Consider the following 24,559-nt stretch of genomic DNA (forward strand, 5'->3'; position numbering starts at 1 on the left):
GGAGGGTGAGCATGAAGCTATTCATACACCGCAAAGATTTGCGTACGGATGATCTGGCCGCATTCGATTATTTGCGGGAACACCAAGAAGAGAGTGTGCATGTTCTCATCTATGATTCATTCCTCCTGCGGCAAGGCCGAGAGAAGGAACACAGCGGTGTGAATTTCAGGCAGCACGCAGCGGATTTAGGCAGACAGTATCTTGAAGCCAAACGAAAACTGCATGTTGCTTATGGCAAACCGGCTGAAGTAGTTGATTTCATCCTGAACGAATTCGAAGGTGAGATTAACGAGATTGTGGTCCATCGGGACATGACGCCATATGCAATCGAGCGGGATAGGGCCATACGCAAAGTTAGTGAGGCGCACGAGGTTACATTCACACAACTGACGGATCATCTGTTGATGGATCTGAATGGATTTGCCAATTTTACAGGCAAGTCGGAGCCATATAAGGTATTTGCGGCTTTCCATCGGCGGTGGGTGGAATTCATGAATGAACATCCCAACCCTCCTTCGGCAACAACGATTGCAGAGTTGAAGGTGAGTGATCGTCAGATTGAATGGCCGGATGCAATGCAGGTATCTCCGGAGTTGCTGGAGGGCAGTGGTTCGAATGACGAGGACCCGCATCTGCTGTTGGATCAATTTTTGTCGGATCGAATTGCTGAATATGGGGATCATCGGGATGAATATGAGGCGTACGAGCCAAGTCATCTCAGTTCTTACGTAGCTGTGGGGGCTGTATCCATTCGCAAAATGTATGATGCGGCGAGTCGCGCAGTTGAGGCTGGGGAATGGATCAGGCAGTTGTGCTTCCGCGACTTCTATCTGTATCGAGCGGTCTATGAGAGTCACTATTTTACATATGAAAAGGTGTACGATCTCTCGGCTCTCCATGATGATCACTTTGAACGGTGGTGCAAGGCGGAGACAGGCATTCCGATTATTGATGCAGCGATGACGGAACTGAATGAAACCGGACATATGCCAAACCGGCTGCGGATTCTCACGGCGATGTTTCTCACCAAAAACCTGCAGTGCCCATTCACCTTGGGCGAAGCTTATTTCAGGCGCAAGTTGAGTGACTATGATAACATTCAAAACCGTGGTAACTGGTTATGGTGTGCCTCGCTTGGTGAGAATGCGGCTCCGTATTTTCGCGTGAACAATCCGGTAACGCAATCCGAGAAATATGATCCGCAAGGTGATTATATTCGCAAGTGGTTGCCTGAATTGAAGGATCTGCATAGCAAGGACATCCATCAGCCGCGCAAGGATGGCATTGTTGATATGAAGGCATCGAGACAGGCAGCTATTGACGTGTATAAACAGATTCTGGCGAGTCGTGCGAAGTAGACTCAGTCAGGGCGGGATGCATGCCCAAACCCAAATTTACCATTCTCATCCGGTTGATCCAATATTCATTTGGTTGAGAGCAGGATGTTACACAGACCGCGTACTCGCGGTCTTTTTTACATATATAGACATGAAAATAGTGTGAAATGTGTTGAAAATTTAGGAATTATTAAGAAATTGGACTACCCTTCTTAAGCATTATGGCTTTTAATAGATAGAGAGCTTTATTGTATTAAGTCATATCTGACATATTGACGAACACATTAAGGAGAAATTTTAAAATGAGTGAAACACTGAAAAGAGAGCGAATTCCAGAGCTGAACCTGGTTCGTGCCTTGGCAATTATCGGCGTACTCAGCGTGCATTCCACGTCCTATGCAACGGTGGACATGACGGGCTCAGGCTACTACTGGCTGTACAATTTTATTAATATCTTTATGAAATATGGTACGCCAACCTTTATTTTTATGAGCAGTTTTGTGCTGTTCTATAACTATTATTCTCGTCCGCTGGATAAGAAACTTGTGAGTAACTTTTACAAGAAAAGATTTGTGTATATTTTGCTTCCGTACTTCCTGTTTTCATTGATGTATTTTGTTTTGCTACATTTCACGCATTATCAGGGCCGACCTTTCGGCGAATCGGCAGTAAGTTTTATCACGAAATTGTTTACAGGTAAGGCATATACACATCTGTACTTTGTGTTTATTAACATGCAATTTTATCTGTTATTCCCATTGGTGTTATGGTTGCTTAAGAAATATCCTACTGTGGTGAAATGGTCTGTTCCGATTGGACTATTGATTCAATGGGCATTCATCGTAAGTAATAAATATGGATTCCAGGTGCCCAACAAGGGAAGCTGGGCGTTTTCGTACTTCTCCTATTTCATGCTAGGTGCTTTTATCGGAGTGTACTTCCCTAAAATCAAGCAATGGTTTGTTATCAGTCGAGCCAATGCAACCAAAGGACGCGTAGCTTCATGGATTCTGCTCTGGGCGGTATGGATCATTGCTGGGCTTGGCCATGTGTATATCTATTACCTGCTGCGTCTGAAGATCGCAACGTATAACACACTGTGGTATGAATTCTTCTGGAATGTGCATACCTTTGCTTGTGCACTGGTGCTTATCCAGATTGCCTATCTGCTCTATCGCAAAGGGCCTTCACTCATCGTCAAGCCGCTGAATCGGCTTGGGGCATTGTCCTTTGGCATCTATCTGATCCATCCCTTCTTCCTGCTGGTGTATCGTGAATTTCCACCGCAAACAGGTGTTTCTTGGTTAGTGCATCTGTGGTATGCCGGAGGATTCGGTGTAGCTCTGATCGCTTCGTGGATCGTCGTTGGATTGACGGCAAGGTTTGTTCCATATGCATGGGTCATCTTTGGCAATCTGCCAAAACCCAAACCACGTCTCGTCCCACAACAGAACTCGGGGCAATTGGACGTTTGATAAGATGTATTTCCAACATAGGAATAATAAACCGTTTCTTGGTCGACCTTAGGGGAGAGCAGGAAGCGGTTTTTTTGATGTATGCAGATATGTGTAATATGGGGAACGAGTGTTTCTTTTTCATGTATGAGGGGTAATCATAAGGCGGAACGATAATACATTATGGATAACAGGATTAAGGTGAATATAATGACAACATGCGAAAAATGCGGGAGACCGATGCAGGATATATTGGAATATGTGGAACACATTCTTCACGAATGCAGTGAACAGACACAGGAGTACAACTCGAAAGATTATCAGGCCTATGGCCATGAGGGTGTTCACGAGCAGATGTGATACAATAGAAAGAAACCGGATTCATACGGAACCGAGGTGACAACATGGAGACGGGTCCAGCCCCTTTCCGGCAAGGAAAGACGGAACAAGAAGCGCGACTGAGCAAAACGTGTATGTATTGCGGACAACAGCGGCCGATGTCCGAATTCCGGCGCAGAACCGGAAAGCGGGCAGGTCCCGGAGCCAGGCGTGGAGCCTGCCGCAGCTGTCGCCAACTTGGTGGACAGGCTGACCACGAGTCAGGTTCAAGCGTGAGCGGACGAACGAATGAACGGATCGAGCATCAACGGGATGGTTTGGAGACACGTGCTGTTACTGCCAGACGCTCTGCATCTGCGAGAGATGAGGTAGGTCGTACCTCCCATGGTATGGAGCAAGGATCTGCTACGTTGGCTGAGTCTGACAGAATTCTGGTGTCTCAACCATCAGTAGACTCAAGTTCTTCGAATGACGATGAACGCGCTGAGTTGGTGGCTTCTCCACCCTCTTCTTCGGGTATACGGAAGAAGAGGAGAAGACGGAGGAAGAGCAAGCGATCAGAGAGCATGACGGGCAATGAGCTGAGAGAGACAAGTCTGGAGCATGATGGTTTGGCGGGTGAGGTAGGAGATAAGCCACAGCTAGGTGAGCATTGGCGTGGGGAAGAAGGGCATTCGCAGGGGCATGCTGTTGCGAATGAGAAAGGCAGTGCACAGCGGGCTGGCGCGCGAGCAGCCGCTGCAGTGCAGGCCGCCGAGCAGACTGCGGCGGCCCACCAGGCTCTGCTGCCCGCTGAGCCGCAAGGCCCGGCAGCAGAGCCCATGGCTGCGGATCAACCGACCGCAGCCAAACGCAAGCGCAAGCGGCGCCGCAAGCGTGTTGCCGCGCTCGCGCCCGGCGCAGGGCAGGCCCGCAGCGTAGCTGCTGAGGCCCATGCGCCGGCCCTGAGCGACCGTGGCGATGCCACCACGGTCGCTGCGCCTACGGCGGCGGAGGCACAGCCTGCCGCCACCGGGCGCGAGCCTGGGCAAGCGCCGGGGGCCGCTACGGAGGCAGGGCCTCCTGCGCCCGTGCGCCAGCCTGGCTCGCCAGGGTCCAAGCCGCGCCAGGCGCGCAAAGAGCGTGCGCCCAAGGCGAACGGCGAAGACGCTGCCCGCGTTGCATCTGGGCAGCGACCCGCGCATGCCAGCCGTAGCCACGGGGCTGGCACGGATGGCCGTCCCCGCCGCCAGACCCCGTCGGCCCCGGTGGCCATTGACCCGGAAGATCCGGCTTCGCTCCGGACCAACCGTCAAGGCATGGTACGGATGAGGGGGAAGACGGACAAGGGCAGACGCTGGCATCAGGAAGTGGACATGGAGCTTGCGGTCACGCTAGTGAAGGAAAAAGCCGCTGTGGTGGTGAATCGGTACACGATTCGCCGATTGTTCAGCAACAAGGATTTCAAGCGGTATATTCTGACTCGGGATCACTACACCTGTTACTTCTGTGGATCGTATGGAGATACGATTGACCATCTGCTGCCGCGTGCCAAAGGTGGACATACCACTCCGCTCAACTGTGTCTGCGCCTGTAATCTGTGCAACCAGTCCAAAGCAGCGATGGATGCCGAAGAGTTCATGCATTCCGGTATTCCCGAATGGAATGCTGCCCATCAGGCAGAATTGATTGAACTGGCCATGCAGGAAGCGCAGCTGGAAGAAGGATAATATGCCCCCGAAGATGGATCGGGGTTTCGATATAAAGAGCACACCAAGACCACAGAGGTCTAGGTGTGCTTTTTTGATTTAATTGTGATTTGAGTGGGAAGTGAGTTTGCCGTGCAATAATTTCTTCAAATTGACAACGGTGTTCATCGAAGATGTACGTTATACTGGGAGGGAGTTACTAAAGAAGCTTCATCATCCATATGAATGATGAAATGTATAGTGAACATCAAACCTGAGAACGTAGACTGTATAGATTGGATGGATGCAGATGACCCCGGCAGCATTGGACATTATGTCCTATATTACGGAAGAAAATATTCGTTTCTGGCTAGAGAAGTTTCGCTCCCTGGGCCCGTTACCGGGAATTTTGCTTACGTTTATGAAATCATTTGTACCGCCACTTCCAACGCTGTTGATTGTGGGCGTGAACGGTGCGGTATACGGTCTGTGGGCAGGGTTTTTATATTCATGGATCGGCATGGTGCTCGGTTGCACTGTTACATTCCTGATCGTACGGGAGATTGGGAAATCCGCTTTTGTAGAGCGATGGGCACGCAAACCTCGTGTGCAACGCAGCATGGTATGGATTCGAAGGAATGCATTCAGTTATGTTTTTCTGCTGAGTATCTTCCCGGTAGGTCCGTTTGTCATTATTAATGTGGCGGCAGGTATCGCGCGAATGCGATTATTATCTTTCCTGCTTGCGGTGGGCTGTGGTAAAGCGATCATGATCTTCTCTGTTACGTATATCGGTTCCAATGTGGAACAATTTCTGGAGCACCCAATACGCTGGGTAGGCGTATTACTGTTCATTGCGGTATCCCTGTGGGCAAGCCGCAAACTGGAGCGACACTTTACCCGGTCATCGTCAGATGGTGAAGAGCTGAATAATCTGAATCAACCCTCTGGAAAATCGATCTCCTCCTAGTTTCGGGGTACAGTGGTATATTTGTTTGGTATTTACAAATTACCTGGGATGGAAGGTAGGCCACATGCGATGAGGTACTACAGTATCCGACTTGCGAGTATGGAGCGGAACTAAAATTTGCTGGCGTGCGATAGATTAGAAATTAGAAAAAACATATAGACTGTACTCCGGCATGACTCCTACTTGTCCGGGGAACAGTCTATTTTTCATGCTTGATTACTGGAACGACTTCTCCTGTGCATTGTCCAATAACATGCTTCTTGATTATCTCCATATCTGTTATGATTTCTGCCCATTCCAGATTTCTAGTAGCGGTCCGTGCTGCCCATAGACCGGATCAGTCCGCGGGATCGGAACCTTTTGGATTTCCTGAAGAGCCTTGTGTCGCTCGCCTTCTTCACCTGTGCGTGTGTTGTAACTCATGCCGCCCGGATAAGCACCGGCAATACGAAAATCACTGCTGGACTCCAGACGTTTATGCCCTGTTCCAGCGGGAAGCACGACAACGTCGCCTGTTTGAAGGTAAACTTTCTGCCCATTTTCTCCGCCTAAAATCAGTTTCACGAATCCACTCACCACAGCAAGAGCCTCATGAGCATTACTATGATAATGATGATAATTGAACACACCATTCAACCAGCTATTTCCCCATCCATTACGGTTCAGCAACGATTCTGCGTGAAGGGCCTCTTCAGCCCATACATTCTTATACAAAAGCACAGGCAGGGTCGGATGATTGGGAATTACACCGTCATCCTGAAAGAATAACGTCTCTATGGCCTTTTTCCGTTCATTCATCTCACATCACCTCACTATAAATTACCCGATAACCTCAAGGACGAACAAAAAACAATTGTAAAATGATACAAAATGTATCATTTTAAGGGTATACTCAGTACATAAACTCTCTTCAATCCACAGGTTGTATAAATCGCAAGGGGGAATCGTGTGTGAACATTGTGATTACAGGGGCTTCTGGATTTGTGGGATTTAACCTTTCACAGTATTTGGCGCAAAAGGGGCATCGAATTACCCTTCTGGATCGGGATGATTATTGTCAGAGGCTTGTTCATATCTCTCCTCTGCATGAGATGGCGCTCATCTGTTGTGACCTTGCATCAGACCGGATTCATTTACCTCCAGGAACAGATTACATTATCCATCTGGCGGCCATGCCACACGTAGATTATTCGTATCATCAGCCAGGGGAAGTCTTCCGCAATAATACACTCAGCACACAGGCTGTCCTTCAATATGCTACGGAACATCACATTCCAGTCTTGCTGGCTTCATCCGTTGAAGTGTATGGCGGCGATTGGGGCAGAGTCTATCATGAATCAGATCCGTATGCACCTGTCTCTCCTTATTCCGCGTCCAAAGTCGCGTGTGAAATGCTGGCTCACTCCTATGCTCAATGTTACCAGCTTCCAGTCAAACTCTTTCGTTTGACCAACCTCTATGGTCCATGGCAGTTGCCAGACCGTATTATTCCCCGAAATTTTGGTAGGATGTTGGACGGACTGCCTCTGGATATCCAGGGATCGGCAGTGCGTGATTTCTTGTATGTAGATGATGCCCTCCGGGCCATTGAACAGATCATGCTGAAAGGCAAAGACGGACAGGTCTACAACATATCGACAGGGCTTGGAACAACCATGCAGGAAATAGGGGAGATATTGAAACCAATGGATCGATCCGTAGCTGCTGTAGAGATCCGGGAGCAAGAACCAACCCAGTCCAGAGGGTCGAGTCTGGTCGTACATTCAGGCAGATTGCGAGCGGAATTGGGTTGGTTACCGCAAACCACGTTGGAAAAGGGATTGGAAAAAACTTTCCGTTGGTATCAGGAACATCCCGAATGGGTCAGACAGTTCAGCCGTGAATACCATACAACAAGGGAAACACGCAGTTTCATTGTCGATATGGCAAGATACGCAGTTCCAGCAGTATAAAATGCACAAAAAAAGCCAGGGAAGGGTGTATTGAGTAACACCTTCCTTGGCTTTTTTGCGCCTCCGTCTCATTTTCGGATTTCATCCGAACACGGACAGTCAGGCTATTTTAAAATAATCTATTGCACGAAATCTTCGTGCTGTTGGACCTCACATTAAAAGGATCTAGTGATGATCTTTTTTAATGTCGGCAATTTTATCCTGTACAGCACCTTTGGCTTTGTCTTTTTTACCCTCAGCCTGAAGGGATCTGTTATTGGTTGCATTACCGATCTGATCCTTCACTTCGCCTTTGGCCTTGTTTACGCCTGCTTTGATTTTATCGCCAGTTGAATTACTCATATCGAACATCTCCTTCGTTTCTGGTGTAGTCCTTATTAACCGGGATGTCCGCATTCTAAACGCAATGGCTTTGTTCCAAGTTTTGCATTCGTGACGCAAGAGGTTCATACTTGAAATAGAAAAGATGTCTCAATGATGGAATAAGGCTGAGCCCAACGCTGCATAATAACGACAGTGACCAATTTCGTTGCATGAAAATTGTGATATTGGAAAACAATTCCTGAACATTTGGATAAACGAATCCTTCCTTGTGTACATATCGCACATCTGGTCATATGTGATCTTGTCTTAATACCACATGTGGTAGGAATACGGATCTTGGACAGGAGGATCGGCGGCGTTAGCTTGCCTGAATGGGTTGACAAAAAAATCGATTTTGTTACAATGTTCACAATATCTTCACAAGTGTAAAAAATTTCTTTTTCATGTTCATGTGTAAGAGGTGTAATATAAGGGTATAGAGTTCGGTTTCGGCCTGCTTGTCGTTTTGTGCGTCAACACATGTTGTCCGCAATAGATCCAAGATACAATGCATGATATGGGAGTGGCCCTGAGCTACGCTCATCCTATTGTGTGAAATTTGGTACATTTAAATGTATTCGATGTATTTTGTGGTTCGGCTCTGCTTGACAGGCATCATGAAAGTCGCGGACTTCTATCCCAAAGTAAAGGAGGACTTTCTCTTATGTCACAATCGCCTACTCAACAAGAGGTGCCAGTTACAGAAGGTGCCAACGTTTCCGAGCGCCAGTCCTTGGACGTTCTGGATCAACTGATGAAGCCTGAGGTACAGGAGTCTTTAACCGTTCTGGTGGAGAACCTGCCTAAATTGGCTGAAATGGTTACTGCTATGACAAAAGCTTATGACTTTGCACAAAGTGTAGCAACAGACAAAGTTCTGATCAGCGACACAATGAGCGCAATGGGCGAGTTCGCTAAGCCTGTTGTAGACAAAGCTAAAGGTGTAGCTTCTGCTGCCATCGAAGCCAATGACCGTGCGCAAACAGAGCAAACTTCAGTTGGCTTGTTCGCTATGCTGAAAATGCTTAAAGATCCAAACGTACAACAATCGCTTCGTTTTGCTCAATCTTTCTTGAGCATCTTGAACGAGCGTCAACAACCGAAACGTTAAGACTTAGAAGAACGGAGGATGGATATGTCGAAGCAAATTTTGATCTTGGGTGGAGGATACGGCGGTCTGTTGACTGCATTGACTGCACGTCAATACTTGTCTCCGGAAGAAGCGACAATTACTGTCGTGAACCGTTACCCTACACACCAAATTATCACGGAACTGCACCGTCTTGCAGCGGGAAGCATTGCTGAACAAGCAGTTGCTCTTCCACTTGAAAAATTGCTGCGTGGCAAAAACGTGAACTTGAAAATCGATACGGTGGATACAATCAAGCCGGACGAGAAAAAAGTTCTGATGACCAGCGGCTCCACATACTCTTACGATGCACTTGTCGTTGCCTTGGGCAGCGAAACGGCATTCTTCGGAATTCCAGGATTGCAAGAGTACAGCTTCACGCTCAAATCGGTTAGCGATGCAAACCGTATTCGTGCACACGTTGAAGCGCGTCTTGATGCTTACAAACAGTCCGGCAACAAAGCAGACGCTACGTTTGTTATTGGTGGCGGCGGCTTGACAGGTATTGAGCTTGTTGGCGAATTCGCTGACCTGCTTCCTGCAGTATGTCAAGAAAAAGGCATCGACTTCAAAGAAGTATCCCTGTACACAGTTGAAGCAGGTCCTTCCATCCTGGCAGGATTCCCGCCAGAGCTTGTTGAGCGTGCTAAATCAAGTCTTGAGAAACGTGGCGTTAACTTCATCGTTGGCGTAGCGATTACCGAGATGAAAGAAAACGAAGTTCTGCTGAAAGACGGCAGCTCCATCCCTACGAACACACTCGTATGGACAGGTGGCGTACAAGGCAACGCTGTTGTTGCTAACAGCGGAATTGAAGTGGATCGTGGCCGTGCGAAAGTTACGGAAGTTCTGCAATCTACTTCTCACAAAGACGTGTTTGTTGCTGGTGACAGCGCAGTGGTCTTCCCTAGCGAAGGCGCTCGCCCTTACCCTCCAACAGCACAATTGGCTTGGCAAATGGGTGAGACTATTGGTCACAACTTGGGCGTTATGTTCAAAGGTGGCGCAATGGAATCCTTCACACCAGTATTCTCCGGTACGCTGGGAAGTCTGGGTCGTAAAGATGCTGTCGGCATGATCGGTGGCAACCAGACTCGTCTGAAAGGTCTGCCTGCAACCATGATGAAAGAAGCAAGTAACATCCGTTACCTGGCTCATATTCACGGTTTGTTCGCACTGGCTTACTAATCTTAATGCCATTCAAGGGCGCCCTTTGGGCGTCCTTTTTGGTTGTCACCATTACAAAGGAAAACAGATATTCAGATGGGAAAAAGGTACGGCAGAAGTGGTCGATGTGAGATCGCGTATAAAGTACCTAGGGGATATGGCATATTAATGGAACGATGGAATCCTTCAGATTTCATAGAGGTACTGAACGGGCATGGACATAAAGCCGGCGCTTAGAAGCGCCGGCTTTCGTTTAAATTATAGGATGAGTATCTTTAAATAAAAAGAACGGGGAGCAACAACAAGCAGCCCGTTCAACTGAGAGGAGAAATGACGTATGAACGTTTTAGTTATAGGAGCGAATGGACAAATCGGTAAGTTTGTGGTGGAGCAGCTGGCACAGGAAGGCAAACATAAAGTAACGGCCATGATCCGCAAACCGGAGCAGGCGGGTACACTGAAGGAACTCGGTGCAGATGTGGTAATTGGTGACCTGGAGGGTAGTGTGGAGGATTTGGCTGAGGCAATGAAGGATCATAATGCCATTGTGTTTACGGCAGGTTCTGGCGGATCTACCGGTCAGGACAAAACACTGCTGATTGATCTCGACGGTGCGGTGAAAACGATGGAAGCCGCAGAGCAGCAAGGAATCTCCAGATATATTCTGGTCAGTGCGTATGGCGCAGATCAACGGGAGAAATGGTCAGAGTCCATCAAGCCTTATTACGTGGCGAAACATTATGCGGATCGTGTGTTGTTTGCAAGTGATCTCAATTACACGATTATACGTCCAGGTGGTCTCAAGAATGAACCGGGCACAGGCAAGATTGCAGTTGGAACCGATCTGGAGCCAGGAAGCATCCCACGTGAAGATGTAGCCCGCGTAATCGTGGCTTCTTTGCAGGAAGAGAAGACGTACCGAATGGCCTTTGATCTGATTGCCGGGGAGCATCCGGTTGAAGATGCCTTGGGCAAATTGTAGATGTTATTGTAAGATAACGGGAGAATGAAATGATGGGGATGAGGGGGAGCGCTGCATGAACGAAGCCGTGCTGGTCATAGAGGATGAGCCCAAAATAGCACGTCTGCTGGAACTGGAACTACAGTATGAGGGATATCAGGTGGGCAAGGCTGGTAGTGGAACAGAAGGACTGGAGAAGTATGCTGAAGGACAGTGGGATCTGATTCTGCTGGATGTGATGTTGCCTGGTCTGAGTGGAATTGAAGTGTTGCGGCGAGTTCGGGCCAAAGATGCTACGGTCCCGATCATTATGCTCACTGCCAAAGATTCTGTAGAAGACAAAGTATCCGGCCTGGATCTTGGAGCCAATGACTACATCACCAAACCGTTCCAGATTGAAGAGCTACTTGCGAGAGTTCGGGCTGCATTGCGGCTTAGTGCAGTGGCGTCTGTTGTTTCTTCCGCCTCTTCGTCTACACCTGCTGATACGGGGAATGACTCTTCTGGGCATAAGGGTGAAGCTGAGGCGGGCTGGTTGACGGCTGCCGGGTTGAAACTAAATGAAGGAACGCGAGAGGTATCCCGAGATGGTGTGGCCATTGAGCTTACTCCACGTGAGTTCGACCTGCTCGTGTATCTGCTGCAGAATCAACGTCAGGTGCTCAGTCGTGACCAGATTGTGCAGGCCGTGTGGGGATACGATTATTATGGAGATACCAATGTGGTGGATGTGTACATCCGTTATGTGCGCAAAAAGGTGGATAACGGATTCACACCACCCTTAATACATACCGTACGGGGCGTAGGATACGTCCTGAAGGAACAGTTATGAGTCTGCGCAGTAAAATCTACGGATATTCGTCTGTATTATTTGCTGTGCTGTTAATCGCGGTGAACCTGTCGGTCTACATCGTGTTTGAACGAATGTCGATTGATAACGAGGTTAATCGGGTGGAAGCGGAAGCGGAGTCTATTGTCAAAGGAGTGCGTCAGTCTGCCGGCTCCATTCCGCCGGATGACTTGTTACGGGCCTACGCGCCTGTGAACGGCATGCTCCGGATTGTTAATGAAGACGGCACCAGTTCCCCGGTGACAACAACAGCAGCTTCCGAGCAGCTGAGCAAGCTGCCTTATAAGTACGAAAGTGAGAAGAAATCGGAGTATACCCAAGTTGAACAGATTGGTTATGTGTGGGTATCAGTCCCGGTCATCTGGCCTGATGGCGAGGTGGTGAATGTACAGGTCACTGAGAGCATTGCAGAGACGGAGAATCGTCTGTCTGTACTTCGAACTGTGCTTGTGGCGGTCACGATTATTGCTCTGATCCCAGCCATTATCTCCAGCCGGATTCTGGCGAATCGGATGACCAGACCGATTCAGCAGATGACACGCACGATGACTGACATCCAGTCCAGCGGCCAATTTAAGCGTCTTCCACTGGAGGAAGGGTCGAAGGATGAACTGAAAACAATGGGACAGACGTTCAACCGGATGATGGATTTACTCGAATCCAACTTTGAACGACAGGAACGGTTTGTATCCGATGCATCTCATGAGCTCAAAACACCGCTGACCATTATTGAGAGTTATGCCAGTCTGCTACAGCGACGAGGAAAAGAGCGGCCCGAGGTATTTGATGAAGCGGTGGAAGCGATTCTGTCCGAATCGGTTCGCATGCGAGAGATGACCGAGCAACTGTTACTGCTTGCGAAGCAGCCAGAGCAGTGGAATGTGCAGTTGGAGCGTGTAGATATCACGAGACTGGCTACAGACTCGACACGTGCATTTCGCGAAGCCTATCACCGTGAAGTCCGGTGTGAAGATCCAGGTTCAATATGGTCGATCAGCGATGAGAGTAAGCTGAAGCAGCTTTTGTTTATTTTGCTGGATAATGCCCGGAAGTATAGTGAGGATGCAATTGAAGTCAGGCTGGAAGCCAAGGGGCAAGAGTGCCGTATTCGGATCGTGGATACCGGGATTGGTATGCGGGAGGACGAGCTGGAAAAGGTATTTGACCGATTCTACCGGGTTGATCCGGCCAGAACACGCAGCTTAGGTGCAAGTGGTTCAGGTCTGGGATTGTCACTTGCCAAAGAGCTTGCAGGGGCAGTTGGAGCACGGATCGAACTGACCAGCACCGAGGGTGAAGGCACCGAGGCTTCGATTATTTTGCCTTTATCGGTTCAGAACGGGCCGCTCTCATGAAATTCTCATTCTTCTCTTATATACTATATAAACTGAACTAAAGATTCTTCACACTGACACTACGATGACAGAACAACCTTCCAATCGCTGTTATCCCCAGATTTTTTGATTCCCTTTTCTCAAGGGGAAAATCCGTGGATAGCGTATGCTGTCGATGCAGCTTTCTTTCAGAAAGCTTTCAGGCGAAGTGTATGCTTTCGAAGTAGCTTTCTTGCAGAAAGCTTGTAGCTTCGCTTTTTCAGGTTTTTTCTGTCCTCTCCGTTACTGTGTAAAAGATTAGTTCATTTTATGTAGTAGCATTGGAAACTAAACTCAGACCGAATATATAACAGATGAACTCGGGCTATGGGGAGAGCTATAAGGGGGAAACTTGATGACAGAGCATGAGCAGCAACCACCGGAAATGAAACGGCATGAACAGGCGAACAGTGGATGGGCCAAATCTCGAAGATCACTCTGGTGGGGTTCAGGGCTTCTCCTTGTGCTGATTGTGGTAGCTGTTGGGTGGTGGAAGCCTTGGCAATCGAGTGGTGCGGTACTTACGGCAGATGCGGCAGCCCAATCGGTGCTGGATCAATATCCAGGTGAGATTGTGAATTCCACGTTGAAAGACGGAACATACATCATGCAGCTCCGTTCGGAGACCGGACTATATGACGTGCAGGTGGATGCCGTCACGGCTACCGTGAATTCCATCAAACGGCTGGAGTCCAACCCGCAAGCGGAAGAGAAGACGTTATGGAGCCGCGAACAGATCAAGACGGCGTTGTTAAAACAACAAACGGATGACCAACTGGTCTCTCTAGAACTTGTGGAGCAGCAAGGCAGTCCGGTATACACCGCGGTAGTGAAGGCAAAGGATAACAGTCGTGAAGAACTCACAATTGATCCATACACGGGAGAGACGATAGCTTCCAAAACAATAGCAGCCCCGACAACTGAACCAACCAAGGATGATCCCAAACCTCAGTTTCTGAGCGAGAAACAAGCCAAACAGAAGGCACTTGCGGAGGTTCCGGGGGAAGTGGACGACATCGAACTGCGTGGAACCAACAGCGGGAATCCATATTATTTGGTTGAAATTGATTTGGAGGATGGCCGGGAGGCTATTGTGCAAGTGAATGCCATCTCAGGAGCAATTCGTTCGGTGACTTGGGATGAGGACGATGATTAACATTTGTACAGGAATCCATTGAATATAGAGTTACACCTTGTTGGATAGATGATTCCTAATGTAGGGGTCATCTTTTTCATTTCTTTTAGATTACATACATAATGAACACTCATTAAATGAGCATTCTCTTCATTTTCTCATCAAATTCTAATCTAACTCTCGCTGATCTCTCATTCCTGCAGGTTATTCTATAAATGTAGACGAGAACGAAACAACAACAACGAGGAGATGAATGATGATGATGAACAAACATAAACTTTGGATTGGTAGCTTGTCAGCAGCAGTATTACTTGGTGGATCGGCCGTAGCGGCTAGCGGGAATGTGAACGGACAATCGGTGCAAACTACACCAACGTCAACAACACAATCTGCAACACAGAATCAGAACAGCACAGGTAAAATGCTGAATGCATCCCAAGCGAAAGCGTTGGCGTTAAAAGCAGCCGATGGTAAAGTGGATGACGTGGATCTGGAGCGTAGAAACGGCCAAACGTTCTATGAAGTTGAGATCGACAGAAAAGGAACCAATGATGTTGTTGTTCGTCTGGATGCTTATACAGGCAAAATCCTTGCGGTCGTGAATGATGATGACTACGATGATGACGACGATTATAAAGGTACTGTAACAGGCAACACATCTAATAACTCTGCTTCCAAGCAGGTCAAATTGACGGCATCCCAAGCTTCAAACATTGCGTTGAAACAAGTTACGGGTGGTAAAGTAACCAAAGTCGAGCTGGATCATGATGATGGTCGCTATGTGTATGAGATCGAACTGAGAACTGCTCAAGGTGAAGCAGATGTAGATATTGATGCCAACACAGGTAAAGTGTTATCGTTTGACCAGGATTTTGACGACCAAGATTAAGCAATAAGGGCGAGTATACGCCGATAAAACATCATATAAAAACCTGCCTATGAACAGACGCACACAGCTAGAGATCGTTACATCATGGAGGGGCAGGGCAGGTATAGCAGAGGACGCTTCGGGGGAAGCGTCTTTTTGCTGTTTATGGAGAGAGCGGAGTATAAAATTGTACATCTTCCGCCGGATTGTTCACTATTCGAGCAGGAACGTGGCGGATACAATCGGAATCAGGGAGGTGAACGCCCAGCCAGTAATGCCAGGAATTCTATTGCTGAAATGCATCATCGATCGGAGGCAGATGAGACATATCGATTTTAATTTTATGTAAGCGCTTCATAAAAAACATGGAGGTGCATTACGATATGGCTATGAACGATGGATGGTTGAAAAAGAATACACATTCACGTCGCTTTACCCGCCGCTTGAGTTATCTGCTTGCTTTGGTTTTGGCGCTGCAATCAATAGGCATGCTGCTCGTACCCGGACCGAATACTTCAGCTGCTCCGCTCAGTGTAACGAACGGGGTACAGTTCAAGGATACCAATGGCAATGTCGTTCATGCTCATGGGGGCGGGATGATTAAGGCAAATGGGTATCATTACTGGTTTGGAGAGAACCGCAATACGAATGGAACGTTCAAGGCGGTATCGGTGTATCGTTCATCGGATCTTAAGAACTGGGAGTATCGCAATGATGTGCTCACCAGCAGTTCGGCAGCCGAGTTAAATATCTCCAACATTGAACGCCCAAAAGTCATCTATAACAGTTCGACTGGCAAATATGTGCTGTGGATGCATAAAGAGAATGGTCTGGATTATGGCGAGGCAAGAGTAGCTGTAGCTACTTCGAATACAGTTGATGGCAACTACACGTATGTGGGCAGCTATCGTCCACTTGGGTATGATTCCAGAGACATGACGGTATACAACGATAACGGAACCGCTTATCTGATCTCCGCGACCCGAGTGAATGCTGATCTGAATATATATAAGCTGACCCCGGATTTCCTGGGTGTGGAATCCCTTGTCACAACACTGTGGCCCGGACAATATCGAGAAGCACCTGCCCTATTCAAAAAAGACGGCGTCTACTTCCTGATCACCTCGGGTGCCACTGGCTGGAATCCGAATCAGGCGAAATATGCGACAGCCTCCAGCATTACAGGCACATGGAGCGGTCTCAGTAACTTTGGAGACAGTACAACGTATGGTTCTCAATCCACCTATGTCGTTCCGGTAGAAGGTTCACAGACAACCTCCTATCTCTACATGGGTGATCGCTGGGCTGGAGCGTGGAGTGGGCCTGTGCAAGATTCCAAGTATGTCTGGCTGCCACTTTCATTCCCAAGCGCAACCAGTCTGGCGATGAACTGGGCCAGCAGTATTACGATTGATACAGCAACAGGGATCGTGACCGGAGTGAATACACCGGATGTCTGGGACCCGAATGCTTCATATCAGCTGATTAGCCGTAAAAGCAATAAATTACTGAATGTCATCGGGGGTTCTTCCGCCAACGGTGCGGATCTGGAGCAGCGAGCAGATGGGGGGACGACAAGTCAACAGTGGCAATTTACCGATGCGGGTGGCGGTTATGTCAAAATCATCAACCGTTCCAGTGGCAAGCTAATTGGTGTGGAGAATGGTGCCACGACCGATGGGGCTGTCATTGAACAGTGGAATGATGGCGGTTGGTCCAGCCAACAGTGGCAGCTTGTCCATGTAGGTGGTGGTTATTATAAACTGAAGAACCGCAGTACAGGCAAGGTCTTGGACATCTCCAGTCAATCCTTGGCAGATGGGGCTGCGGCCATCCAGTGGACGGATAATGGCGGCACGAATCAACATTTTCAGATTGTTAAGGTGCAGTAAGACTTTTAGATATTAGAAAATAAGATTCAACATAAAGTGGAAGCCCTTGTCTCTTACCATAAGGTGGGATAGGGGCTTTGTGATGTATTCACGCATGTTACGTGATGCTTTTACTCGAAGGGGATATCCAGTTGATGGCTGATATCGTGACCTATTTCCGGTCATTACCATCCCAATCTGTGGTAAACTAGTAGAATTGTAGAAAAAGCTAGAGACAGGAGCTGGATAACAAAGTGAGTGAACAACAAGTGCTATCCATTGAAAGCTTGCGTATGAGATACAACGGACGTTATGTGCTGAATGGCATCGATCTGGAAGTAAATCGCGGTGAGATGATTGGATATATTGGTCCAAACGGGGCTGGCAAAAGTACGACGGTTAAGATTTTACTCGGGCTGGTTGAAGGATATGTAGGCACGGTGCAAATCTTTGGTAAAGATATTGCGGATGGCGATGTAGAGTATAAACGCAGAATCGGCTATGTTCCGGAGGTGGCGGAATTGTACGAACAATTAACGCCTGCGGAGTATCTGACTTTTACGGGAGAGTTATACGGTATGTCCTATGAGGATGCGGATTACAAAGCCAAGCTATTGATGGATTGTTTTGGAATGGAAAAATCATATCATTCCCGCATTGCCTCTTTTTCCAAAGGTATGCGTCAGAAAGTGCTGTTGATCTCTGCGCTGCTGCATGACCCGGATCTGTTGTTCCTGGATGAACCACTCAGCGGATTGGATGCCAATAGTGTGATGGTGGTCAAAGAGATTTTGTCACAATTGTCAGCCAAAGGCACAACCATCTTCTATTCGTCACACATCATGGATGTGGTGGAGAAGATCAGCAGTCGAATTGTACTGATTGCTGAAGGGCGCGTAGTGGCAGACGGTACATTCAAGCAGCTCCAACAGCAATCCATGGAAGGCACGCTGGAAGAAGTGTTCAATCAATTGACAGGCTTTAATGAACATAAAGCCATTGCTGAGCGATTTGTATCGATTGTGCAGGAGGTGTACTGATATGGAGGAATCCTCCGACTTCCGCACACTCAAGATTCTGGATCGCTTTCGTCCGCTTATCGCCAGAACAGGGGCAGATTATGATGTGCTGCGCCTGATCTTGCGAGTGAAGTTCCAGATGGATCAACGCAGAGTACCTACCATTTTATCCAACAATTCAGGAAAAAAGGAGCGCAAGGAAGGTAATCAGTTTCTTCGATCTTTATGGTTGTATGGATTAATGGGACTAATGATGGTTCCCTTCATCGTCTGGGATACGGGGCATTTCATGCTTCAGATGGGACTTGTGTTTGGCATATTAATGTTTATGATCATGACGTCCATGATCTCGGATTTTTCCTCTGTGCTGCTGGACATCCGGGATCGTAATATTATTATGACCAAGCCCGTTAATGGACGAACGGTGGGGATGGCCCGAGCCATCCATGCGGGCGTATACCTGCTATTACTGACAGGTTCATTAACCGGTATACCGCTAATTGCTGCGTTGGTAACGCATGGGATCGGATTCTTTCTGATCTTCCTTGTGGAACTGATTCTGATCAATATGCTGATTCTGGTGACAACGTCTCTGATCTATCTGTTCATGATGAAGTTTCTGGATGGTGAGAAGCTGAAGGATATGATCAATATGGTGCAAATTCTGCTTTCCGTGGGGATTGCGATCGGTTATCAGCTGGTCATTCGTTCGTTCAGCATTATTGACTTTGGTATGGTATTTACCCCGGCTTGGTGGCAGTTGCTGTTACCTCCGTTATGGTATGCGGCTGCATATGAATGGTTATTTGCAGGGGGCGGGAATGTGTGGATCTATACGTTCACAGCACTGGCAGTCTTGGTTCCTGTGGTGAGTATGATCGTATATGTGAAGCTTATGCCTTCCTTTGAATTGTATTTGGAAAAAATGGCACATTCGGGTCAGTCCTCCGGACGCAGACGTGGAAGATGGGATCGGTTGATCTCCAAGGTGGTCAGTCGTTCGAGAGAGGAGCAGGCTTGCTTCCGTCTGTCAGCCAGCATGATGCGTAATGAACGGGAATTCAAGCTGAAGGTGTATCCATCGCTTGGTTTATCATTTGTTTTACCTTATGTATTTTGGTTTACTGAATTGCAATCTTCTAGTTGGGCGGAGTTTAGACAAAGTTCGTTTGTATACACCTTTTACATCGTGCTGATGTTGGTTGTAACGGTTGTAGTCATGCTGAAATTTTCAGGACAATATAAGGCATTCTGGACTTTTCGCGCTGCACCGATGGCGAATGATAGCGCGTTATATAAAGGAGCTCTAAAGGCATTCTTATGCAACATGTTCCTGCCTATATTTCTGGCAAATGCCATTTTGTTTACCTGGACATTTGGATCACGGATACTGCCGGATATTGCGATAATTATGCTGACGGCTACGGCGCTTGTCCCACTGGCAGGCAAATTGTTGCTGCGTAAGCCACCGTTCTCCCAATCCTTCAGTATGGCGCAGCAAAGTGATGGTTGGTATGTATTCGCCGCCCTCCCTGTGCTTGCTATGTTATGGGGAGTCCATGTCTTTTTCCGTTCGGTGTCAGGGGGCGTGTGGATCTATGGTGCGCTACTGATCGTAGCGAATGTGTTGCTGTGGACGCTGCTGTTTCGAGAGAAGAAGACAGCGAAGAAGAGGTCGGTTGCAGTTTGAGAAGTTGCAGCAGAACTGAAGAATAAAAGAGTAAAAGAAGGACTGAAGTAAAGTAGTAAAAGAAGGAAAGAAAAGAGGGTGGATTACGTTGAGAGGGACGGTTTACAAGAAAACTTAATGTAATCCGTACAGAGAGCGATTGGAAAAAAATGAGCCAAAGAATCAAGGAATCAAGAGCAAGAGCAAGAGCAAAAGCGATAAGGGATTAGAAAGTAGAAGGACGAAGTGATAAGAGCCTAGAAGAGTTAAGAGTGCTAAGAAGAACTAAGAAGGGCTAAAAAGAGCTAAAAAGAGCTAACCGGGACACTTACGTCTAGGTTAGCTCTTTTTGATAGGTGATACTACCCCAAGGAAACCTTCGCCGTAGCGCTAACGAACCTGAGACAACCTATTCAGGGTGAAAATCTGAAATATAAATTCTAACGAACCTCAGGAACGCTATCCTTCGGAAAAGTAGCTATTTCGCTTGAAAAAGAACCAAACTAGGCAAATAACGTGCCTAAGATTCGTTAGATATTAGATTCATGCTAAAAGGACCAAATAGGTGTATCAGGTTCGTTAGAATGAAGTAAAGCAGTGGAGGTTCCCCAGGAGGAGGCACCCTATCTTGTATGGCCTGAGCGGAGGATGGATTCCGCTAGCCGATCGGCTGCATCGGCTGTGGAGATCGCAGATTGCGTAGCTTCTGCGTATACCTTGCTCAGCGTGCCTGCAATCCCCGCCACCTTTTGGCGGATCAGGTCAGGCCCGGCGCCTTCCAGCTCGTAGGCGGTGGAGATGATTCCGCCTGCGTTGAGCACATAATCAGGCGCGTACAGGATGCCGCGCGCCTGCATGCGGCCTGCAACCAGCTGTCGTTCACTCAGCTGGTTGTTGGCCGCCCCGGCAACGATGGAGCAGCGCAGCTCCTCCACCGTTGCCGGGGTCAGTACGCCCCCTAGGGCACAGGGGGCGAAGACCTTGCAGTCAGCGGCGTGGATATGGGCCGGATCGGCCGAGATGGCGCCGCTGAACTGCACAAGGGCACGTTGTACACGCTCCGGTACAACGTCTGCCACAATGAGCCGTGCCCCGGCTGCATGCAGGTAACGGCACAGGGCATACCCGACCTTGCCCAGTCCCTGGACGGCAACGGGAATGCCCTGCAAAGATGCAATGCCTTGCTGGCGCAGCGAGGTCACAATGCCGATGTGTACGCCGTAGGCGGTCTTCTCGGCAGTGAAGTCATCCTGCGCCCCCAGCGAACCCGTGGTGTCCGTCACATGTGCGGTCTCAAGTCGGATCTGGTCCATGTCTGTCGCCGTGGTACCCAGATCAAGACCTGTCACGTACCGTCCGTTCAGCCGCTCTAGACAACGACCCAGTGCGCGAAAGCGCTGCGCCCGCTTGGATACGTCCGTATCCAGGCTCTTATCTATACGATCAGCAACCTCATCGGCAACGAATTCCCGTTCTGCGGCAGCGCTCTTTTGATGCTCTACCCCTAGATCTCCAGCGACCTGCTCACCACTTTGAGATCCACATCCATCTTCATCCGGTTTTGTATTCTTGGCAAAAGGTACATCCCATATGACCACTTTCCCGCCACCATACGGCAATCCGGAGATTGCATTTTTGTACGTCATGCCTTTGGCAAGCTTCACAGCATCCCGAACAGCTTCTTCCTCGGATGCATAAGTCCAGTAGCGGCATCCGCCGAGCGCAGGTCCAAGGACCGTGTTATGAATGGCAATGACCGCCCTCAATCCACTATCTGCATCATGGCAAAAAATGAGTTCCTCCATGCCTTCCCGCTCCATCTCCTGCCATAGCTGCATGACGGTACCCCCTTTTTGTTTTGACCCCATCCATCCTGGTTTTGACCTGATATCCTGTGCCAGCGTGCTTGGCTTTATGATGATACAGCATATTCAAAGACTCCCATTTTCGCCCCTGGGACCTCCGCCGGGTTGATAATCGGTACAAACGGTTCTATAATTGCAGTTCCGGCATGCCAGAGAGCAGAAAATGCCTACGGATTTACATTCAACCGTTTAGAATGAGGGTATAACGTCCAATGATGGAGATAGAGCAAACATACAGGAAGCATAGATGAAACGAAATCGTCGAGTATATGCAGCAAAGGGCCAATTCCGTTGTGAAGGCCAGGAAAGAGGGATTGTGATTGTTTAAAATATTGGTATTTATCTTTTTGATCCAGATTGTCTACGTATCCGCTTATACACTCCGGATGATTCTGACACTCAAAGGACAGAAATACATCGCTGCACTGATCAGCATGGGTGAGATTGTGATCTATGTGCTCGGTCTGAATCTGGTGTTAAACTATCTTAAACAACCGGAGGCCCTGATTGTATATGCGGTAGGTTACGGATTGGGTGTGCTGCTCGGAGCGTGGATTGAAGAAAAGATTGCGCTCGGTTATATCACCGTTAAAGTAATCTGTAATCAGCTGGATGGAAGCGTCGCGAATGCCCTGCGAGATAAAGGGTACGGTGTTACTGCGTGGGTGGGTAGTGGACGTGACGGGGATCGGCTTGTGATGGAGATTCTGGCGAAACGAAAAAACCAGAAATTGCTCTACCAGACGATTCTCGATCTGGACCCCAAAGCATTTGTTATTACCGTGGAGCCCAAACAGTTCCATGGCGGCTTCTGGACACGTTCCATTAAAAAGTAAAATCGAGCAGGTCTGCAGCAGATGCAGTCCTGCTTTTTTAATTTCATCCCATCTGGAATGTTCTTGTTGCCACGATATATCCCTGAAACCTTACTCCCCAAGTTAACTCTGTACGATTCAAGGTTGCTTACAGTACAAACCCTTACCATACCAGCCTTTCCTAACCACATGTGAGATAGGGATTATTGTTGTAATCGCTTTCAACACTTACATTGAGAACATGTCCTTCGTAACACGGCATGGCAGCGATGGGCGAATGTAATCATCATATAATGGGAGGAATGGAATCGATGAAATCTAAATTTCGAAGTTTATGCAGCACAGCCCTGGCTCTAACGTTGGGGTTAACTTTATTGTCCGGCCCGGCAAGTGTGCAGGCAGCGGGTAACGCAGACTACAATCTTACAGGCTTCTCCCAAGGGAACGCGGGCGGCGGCATCATTAGCGAATCAAACACAGCCACGTATAAGAAAGTGTATAATGCGACCGATCTGGCAATGGCTCTGAAAAAGAACTCCGGCGTCAAAGTTGTTGAGATCATGAACGATCTGAATCTGGGATGGAATGAAATTCCGAGCGCAGCGCAGACTTCTCCTTTTGCCAAGCATAATGATGCACTGACGCATCCCGTATTAAAACAGACCGGTGTTAGCAAGCTCACGATTGATGGTTTCAATGGACTCACGATTTTCTCCGCCAATGGTTCCAAGATCAAACACGCTGCGATCAGCGTGAAACGAAGCTCAAATGTCATCATCCGCAACCTGGAATTTGATGAGTTATGGGAATGGGATGAATCCACCAAAGGTGATTACGACAAGAACGATTGGGATTACATCACCCTGGAGGAGAACAGCAACGTATGGATTGATCACTGCACATTTAATAAAGCCTATGACGGACTCGTCGATTCGAAAAAAGGAACCAGCGGTGTGACCATCTCCTGGTCCCTCTTCAAAGGGGATGACGGCAGCTCGAACAGCTGGGTTACCCAGCAGATTAACGAATTGGAAGCAAACAAGGCTTCCTATCCCATGTATAACTACCTTCGCAGCAGTGCTGTAGGTCTCAGCAAAGCCGATATTATCGCCATCTCAGGACCCCAAAAGAAAGGACATCTGGTCGGTTCGACCAGCCTGGAATCAGCTAACGCCAACCTGTCCATGACGCTGCACCATAATCTCTACAAGGATATTCAGGACCGGATGCCACGCCTGCGTGGAGGCAACGCACATGCATACAACATCGTGATGGATTCGACAGGGGCACGTGCCGCTAAAGCCAAAATTACAACGGCGATGGCAACAGCGATTGCGTCCAAAGGTTATAAGTTCGATATCATTGGCAATGGGGCAATCTCCACAGAGAGCGGAGCCGTATTAGTTGAGAAATCAGTCATCAAGGACGTTCTGTATCCTGTTCGCAACAATCAGACCGATCCGGCAGATCCAACCTATACCGGCAAAATAAGAGTGACCGATACCATGTATTCTTTGGATGGAAGCTCATTCCGTGGCAGCAGTGATACGCCTGGCAGTCCACTGGCGCCGATCCCGGCCGTGGAGAAATCGTTCTCCTGGAACGGCTTCTCGACACTTCCTTACAGCTATACCACGGATGATCCATCTACGTTGAATGCACGCCTCACGGCTTCCAATGGCGCGGGTTCGGGTAAATTGACCTGGTCCAAGGACAATTGGTTGAAGACAAGTTATTGATATCAGAGTAAACTGT

General features: G+C 48.3%; 22 protein-coding genes. 19 read left to right on the forward strand and 3 right to left on the reverse strand.

From position 1 onward, the window contains the following. Positions 1 to 11 precede the first annotated feature (11 nt). The 5 genes from CXK86_RS05285 to CXK86_RS05300 all read left to right on the forward strand — a co-directional run bounded on the left by CXK86_RS05285 (position 12) and on the right by CXK86_RS05300 (position 5,767). Positions 12 to 1,358, forward strand: a complete 1,347-nt coding sequence (locus tag CXK86_RS05285; protein WP_076251906.1) for a cryptochrome/photolyase family protein — start codon at positions 12 to 14, stop codon at positions 1,356 to 1,358. Between the two features lie 281 nt (positions 1,359 to 1,639). Further along, positions 1,640 to 2,812, forward strand: a complete 1,173-nt coding sequence (locus CXK86_RS05290; RefSeq protein ID WP_076251904.1) for an acyltransferase — start codon at positions 1,640 to 1,642, stop codon at positions 2,810 to 2,812. Between the two features lie 189 nt (positions 2,813 to 3,001). Continuing rightward, positions 3,002 to 3,151 (forward strand): hypothetical protein, encoded by a 150-nt coding sequence (locus tag CXK86_RS31985; RefSeq protein ID WP_179087885.1) that lies wholly within the window; start codon positions 3,002 to 3,004, stop codon positions 3,149 to 3,151. Positions 3,152 to 3,195: 44 nt separating this feature from the next. Continuing rightward, positions 3,196 to 4,839 (forward strand): HNH endonuclease, encoded by a 1,644-nt coding sequence (locus tag CXK86_RS32965; protein ID WP_370511429.1) that lies wholly within the window; start codon positions 3,196 to 3,198, stop codon positions 4,837 to 4,839. 292 nt (positions 4,840 to 5,131) lie between these two features. Then, positions 5,132 to 5,767, forward strand: coding sequence for a TVP38/TMEM64 family protein (locus tag CXK86_RS05300; protein WP_257467772.1), 636 nt, complete (start codon positions 5,132 to 5,134; stop codon positions 5,765 to 5,767). A 279-nt stretch (positions 5,768 to 6,046) separates the two neighbouring features. On the opposite strand, the gene CXK86_RS05305 is transcribed toward CXK86_RS05300, so the two are convergent. After that, entirely contained in the window at positions 6,047 to 6,565 is a 519-nt protein-coding gene (locus tag CXK86_RS05305; RefSeq protein WP_076251900.1) for a cupin domain-containing protein, read from the reverse strand. A 152-nt stretch (positions 6,566 to 6,717) separates the two neighbouring features. Here CXK86_RS05305 and CXK86_RS05310 point away from each other — a divergent pair, with 152 nt between their 5' ends. Then, positions 6,718 to 7,719 carry an NAD-dependent epimerase/dehydratase family protein gene (locus tag CXK86_RS05310; protein WP_179087884.1) on the forward strand — a complete coding sequence of 334 codons (1,002 nt, stop codon included), beginning with the start codon at positions 6,718 to 6,720 and terminating at the stop codon, positions 7,717 to 7,719. Positions 7,720 to 7,884: 165 nt separating this feature from the next. Here the strand turns inward: CXK86_RS05310 and CXK86_RS05315 are convergent, their stop codons facing one another. Next, positions 7,885 to 8,061 (reverse strand): CsbD family protein, encoded by a 177-nt coding sequence (locus CXK86_RS05315; RefSeq protein WP_074092719.1) that lies wholly within the window; start codon positions 8,059 to 8,061, stop codon positions 7,885 to 7,887. 685 nt (positions 8,062 to 8,746) lie between these two features. On the opposite strand from CXK86_RS05315, the gene CXK86_RS05320 reads away from it, so the two are divergent. The 11 genes from CXK86_RS05320 (at position 8,747) to CXK86_RS05370 (ending at position 20,145) form a co-directional block, all read left to right on the forward strand. Continuing rightward, complete coding sequence (locus CXK86_RS05320) at positions 8,747 to 9,193, forward strand: DUF1641 domain-containing protein (protein WP_017691658.1); 447 nt, start codon at positions 8,747 to 8,749, stop codon at positions 9,191 to 9,193. Positions 9,194 to 9,217: 24 nt separating this feature from the next. After that, positions 9,218 to 10,399, forward strand: a complete 1,182-nt coding sequence (locus CXK86_RS05325; protein ID WP_036606574.1) for an NAD(P)/FAD-dependent oxidoreductase — start codon at positions 9,218 to 9,220, stop codon at positions 10,397 to 10,399. A 316-nt stretch (positions 10,400 to 10,715) separates the two neighbouring features. After that, positions 10,716 to 11,360: an SDR family oxidoreductase gene (locus tag CXK86_RS05330; protein WP_076251898.1), complete on the forward strand. Its 645-nt coding sequence runs from the start codon at positions 10,716 to 10,718 to the stop codon at positions 11,358 to 11,360. Between the two features lie 55 nt (positions 11,361 to 11,415). Next, complete coding sequence (locus CXK86_RS05335; protein ID WP_076251896.1) at positions 11,416 to 12,171, forward strand: response regulator transcription factor; 756 nt, start codon at positions 11,416 to 11,418, stop codon at positions 12,169 to 12,171. Continuing rightward, positions 12,168 to 13,544, forward strand: a complete 1,377-nt coding sequence (locus CXK86_RS05340) for a sensor histidine kinase (protein ID WP_076251894.1) — start codon at positions 12,168 to 12,170, stop codon at positions 13,542 to 13,544. Before CXK86_RS05335 ends, CXK86_RS05340 begins: the two co-directional genes overlap by 4 nt. A 373-nt stretch (positions 13,545 to 13,917) precedes the next feature. Then, a complete protein-coding gene (locus CXK86_RS05345) occupies positions 13,918 to 14,718 on the forward strand; it encodes a PepSY domain-containing protein (RefSeq protein WP_101313499.1) in 801 nt (266 codons plus the stop codon). Positions 14,719 to 14,956: 238 nt separating this feature from the next. Continuing rightward, on the forward strand, positions 14,957 to 15,586 hold the full coding sequence (locus CXK86_RS05350; RefSeq protein WP_180361726.1) for a PepSY domain-containing protein: 630 nt from the start codon (positions 14,957 to 14,959) through the stop codon (positions 15,584 to 15,586). A 135-nt stretch (positions 15,587 to 15,721) separates the two neighbouring features. Continuing rightward, positions 15,722 to 15,904, forward strand: a complete 183-nt coding sequence (locus tag CXK86_RS05355; RefSeq protein WP_101313501.1) for a hypothetical protein — start codon at positions 15,722 to 15,724, stop codon at positions 15,902 to 15,904. 44 nt (positions 15,905 to 15,948) lie between these two features. Next, positions 15,949 to 17,457 (forward strand): RICIN domain-containing protein, encoded by a 1,509-nt coding sequence (locus CXK86_RS05360; protein ID WP_257467773.1) that lies wholly within the window; start codon positions 15,949 to 15,951, stop codon positions 17,455 to 17,457. 233 nt (positions 17,458 to 17,690) lie between these two features. Further along, positions 17,691 to 18,476 carry an ABC transporter ATP-binding protein gene (locus CXK86_RS05365; RefSeq protein ID WP_101313502.1) on the forward strand — a complete coding sequence of 262 codons (786 nt, stop codon included), beginning with the start codon at positions 17,691 to 17,693 and terminating at the stop codon, positions 18,474 to 18,476. A 1-nt stretch (position 18,477) separates the two neighbouring features. After that, positions 18,478 to 20,145 carry a hypothetical protein gene (locus CXK86_RS05370; RefSeq protein ID WP_101313503.1) on the forward strand — a complete coding sequence of 556 codons (1,668 nt, stop codon included), beginning with the start codon at positions 18,478 to 18,480 and terminating at the stop codon, positions 20,143 to 20,145. Between the two features lie 602 nt (positions 20,146 to 20,747). Here the strand turns inward: CXK86_RS05370 and CXK86_RS32875 are convergent. Then, a complete protein-coding gene (locus CXK86_RS32875) occupies positions 20,748 to 21,962 on the reverse strand; it encodes a Leu/Phe/Val dehydrogenase (protein ID WP_101313504.1) in 1,215 nt (404 codons plus the stop codon). 347 nt (positions 21,963 to 22,309) lie between these two features. On the opposite strand from CXK86_RS32875, the gene CXK86_RS05380 reads away from it, so the two are divergent. Together CXK86_RS05380 and CXK86_RS05385 are read left to right on the forward strand one after the other, a co-directional pair. Beyond that, a complete protein-coding gene (locus tag CXK86_RS05380; RefSeq protein ID WP_101313505.1) occupies positions 22,310 to 22,825 on the forward strand; it encodes a DUF2179 domain-containing protein in 516 nt (171 codons plus the stop codon). Between the two features lie 290 nt (positions 22,826 to 23,115). Further along, positions 23,116 to 24,543, forward strand: coding sequence for a pectate lyase family protein (locus CXK86_RS05385; RefSeq protein ID WP_101313506.1), 1,428 nt, complete (start codon positions 23,116 to 23,118; stop codon positions 24,541 to 24,543). Positions 24,544 to 24,559 lie beyond the last annotated feature (16 nt).

The organism is Paenibacillus sp. BGI2013, from assembly GCF_002843485.1.
GTDB classification, from domain to species: domain Bacteria; phylum Bacillota; class Bacilli; order Paenibacillales; family Paenibacillaceae; genus Paenibacillus; species Paenibacillus amylolyticus.

Excerpts from the sequence above, each read along its gene's own strand:
- CXK86_RS32875 (WP_101313504.1), bottom strand. The coding sequence starts at position 21,962 with ATGCAGCTATGGCAGGAGATGGAGCGGGAAGGCATGGAGGAACTCATT.
- CXK86_RS05340 (WP_076251894.1), top strand. The coding sequence starts at position 12,168 with ATGAGTCTGCGCAGTAAAATCTACGGATATTCGTCTGTATTATTTGCT.
- CXK86_RS05290 (WP_076251904.1), top strand. The coding sequence starts at position 1,640 with ATGAGTGAAACACTGAAAAGAGAGCGAATTCCAGAGCTGAACCTGGTT.
- CXK86_RS05345 (WP_101313499.1), top strand. The coding sequence starts at position 13,918 with ATGACAGAGCATGAGCAGCAACCACCGGAAATGAAACGGCATGAACAG.
- CXK86_RS32965 (WP_370511429.1), top strand. The coding sequence starts at position 3,196 with ATGGAGACGGGTCCAGCCCCTTTCCGGCAAGGAAAGACGGAACAAGAA.
- CXK86_RS05350 (WP_180361726.1), top strand. The coding sequence starts at position 14,957 with ATGATGAACAAACATAAACTTTGGATTGGTAGCTTGTCAGCAGCAGTA.
- CXK86_RS05315 (WP_074092719.1), bottom strand. The coding sequence starts at position 8,061 with ATGAGTAATTCAACTGGCGATAAAATCAAAGCAGGCGTAAACAAGGCC.
- CXK86_RS05305 (WP_076251900.1), bottom strand. The coding sequence starts at position 6,565 with ATGAATGAACGGAAAAAGGCCATAGAGACGTTATTCTTTCAGGATGAC.
- CXK86_RS05285 (WP_076251906.1), top strand. The coding sequence starts at position 12 with ATGAAGCTATTCATACACCGCAAAGATTTGCGTACGGATGATCTGGCC.
- CXK86_RS05385 (WP_101313506.1), top strand. The coding sequence starts at position 23,116 with ATGAAATCTAAATTTCGAAGTTTATGCAGCACAGCCCTGGCTCTAACG.
- CXK86_RS05320 (WP_017691658.1), top strand. The coding sequence starts at position 8,747 with ATGTCACAATCGCCTACTCAACAAGAGGTGCCAGTTACAGAAGGTGCC.
- CXK86_RS31985 (WP_179087885.1), top strand. The coding sequence starts at position 3,002 with ATGACAACATGCGAAAAATGCGGGAGACCGATGCAGGATATATTGGAA.
- CXK86_RS05360 (WP_257467773.1), top strand. The coding sequence starts at position 15,949 with ATGGCTATGAACGATGGATGGTTGAAAAAGAATACACATTCACGTCGC.
- CXK86_RS05370 (WP_101313503.1), top strand. The coding sequence starts at position 18,478 with ATGGAGGAATCCTCCGACTTCCGCACACTCAAGATTCTGGATCGCTTT.
- CXK86_RS05300 (WP_257467772.1), top strand. The coding sequence starts at position 5,132 with ATGTCCTATATTACGGAAGAAAATATTCGTTTCTGGCTAGAGAAGTTT.
- CXK86_RS05330 (WP_076251898.1), top strand. The coding sequence starts at position 10,716 with ATGAACGTTTTAGTTATAGGAGCGAATGGACAAATCGGTAAGTTTGTG.
- CXK86_RS05335 (WP_076251896.1), top strand. The coding sequence starts at position 11,416 with ATGAACGAAGCCGTGCTGGTCATAGAGGATGAGCCCAAAATAGCACGT.
- CXK86_RS05325 (WP_036606574.1), top strand. The coding sequence starts at position 9,218 with ATGTCGAAGCAAATTTTGATCTTGGGTGGAGGATACGGCGGTCTGTTG.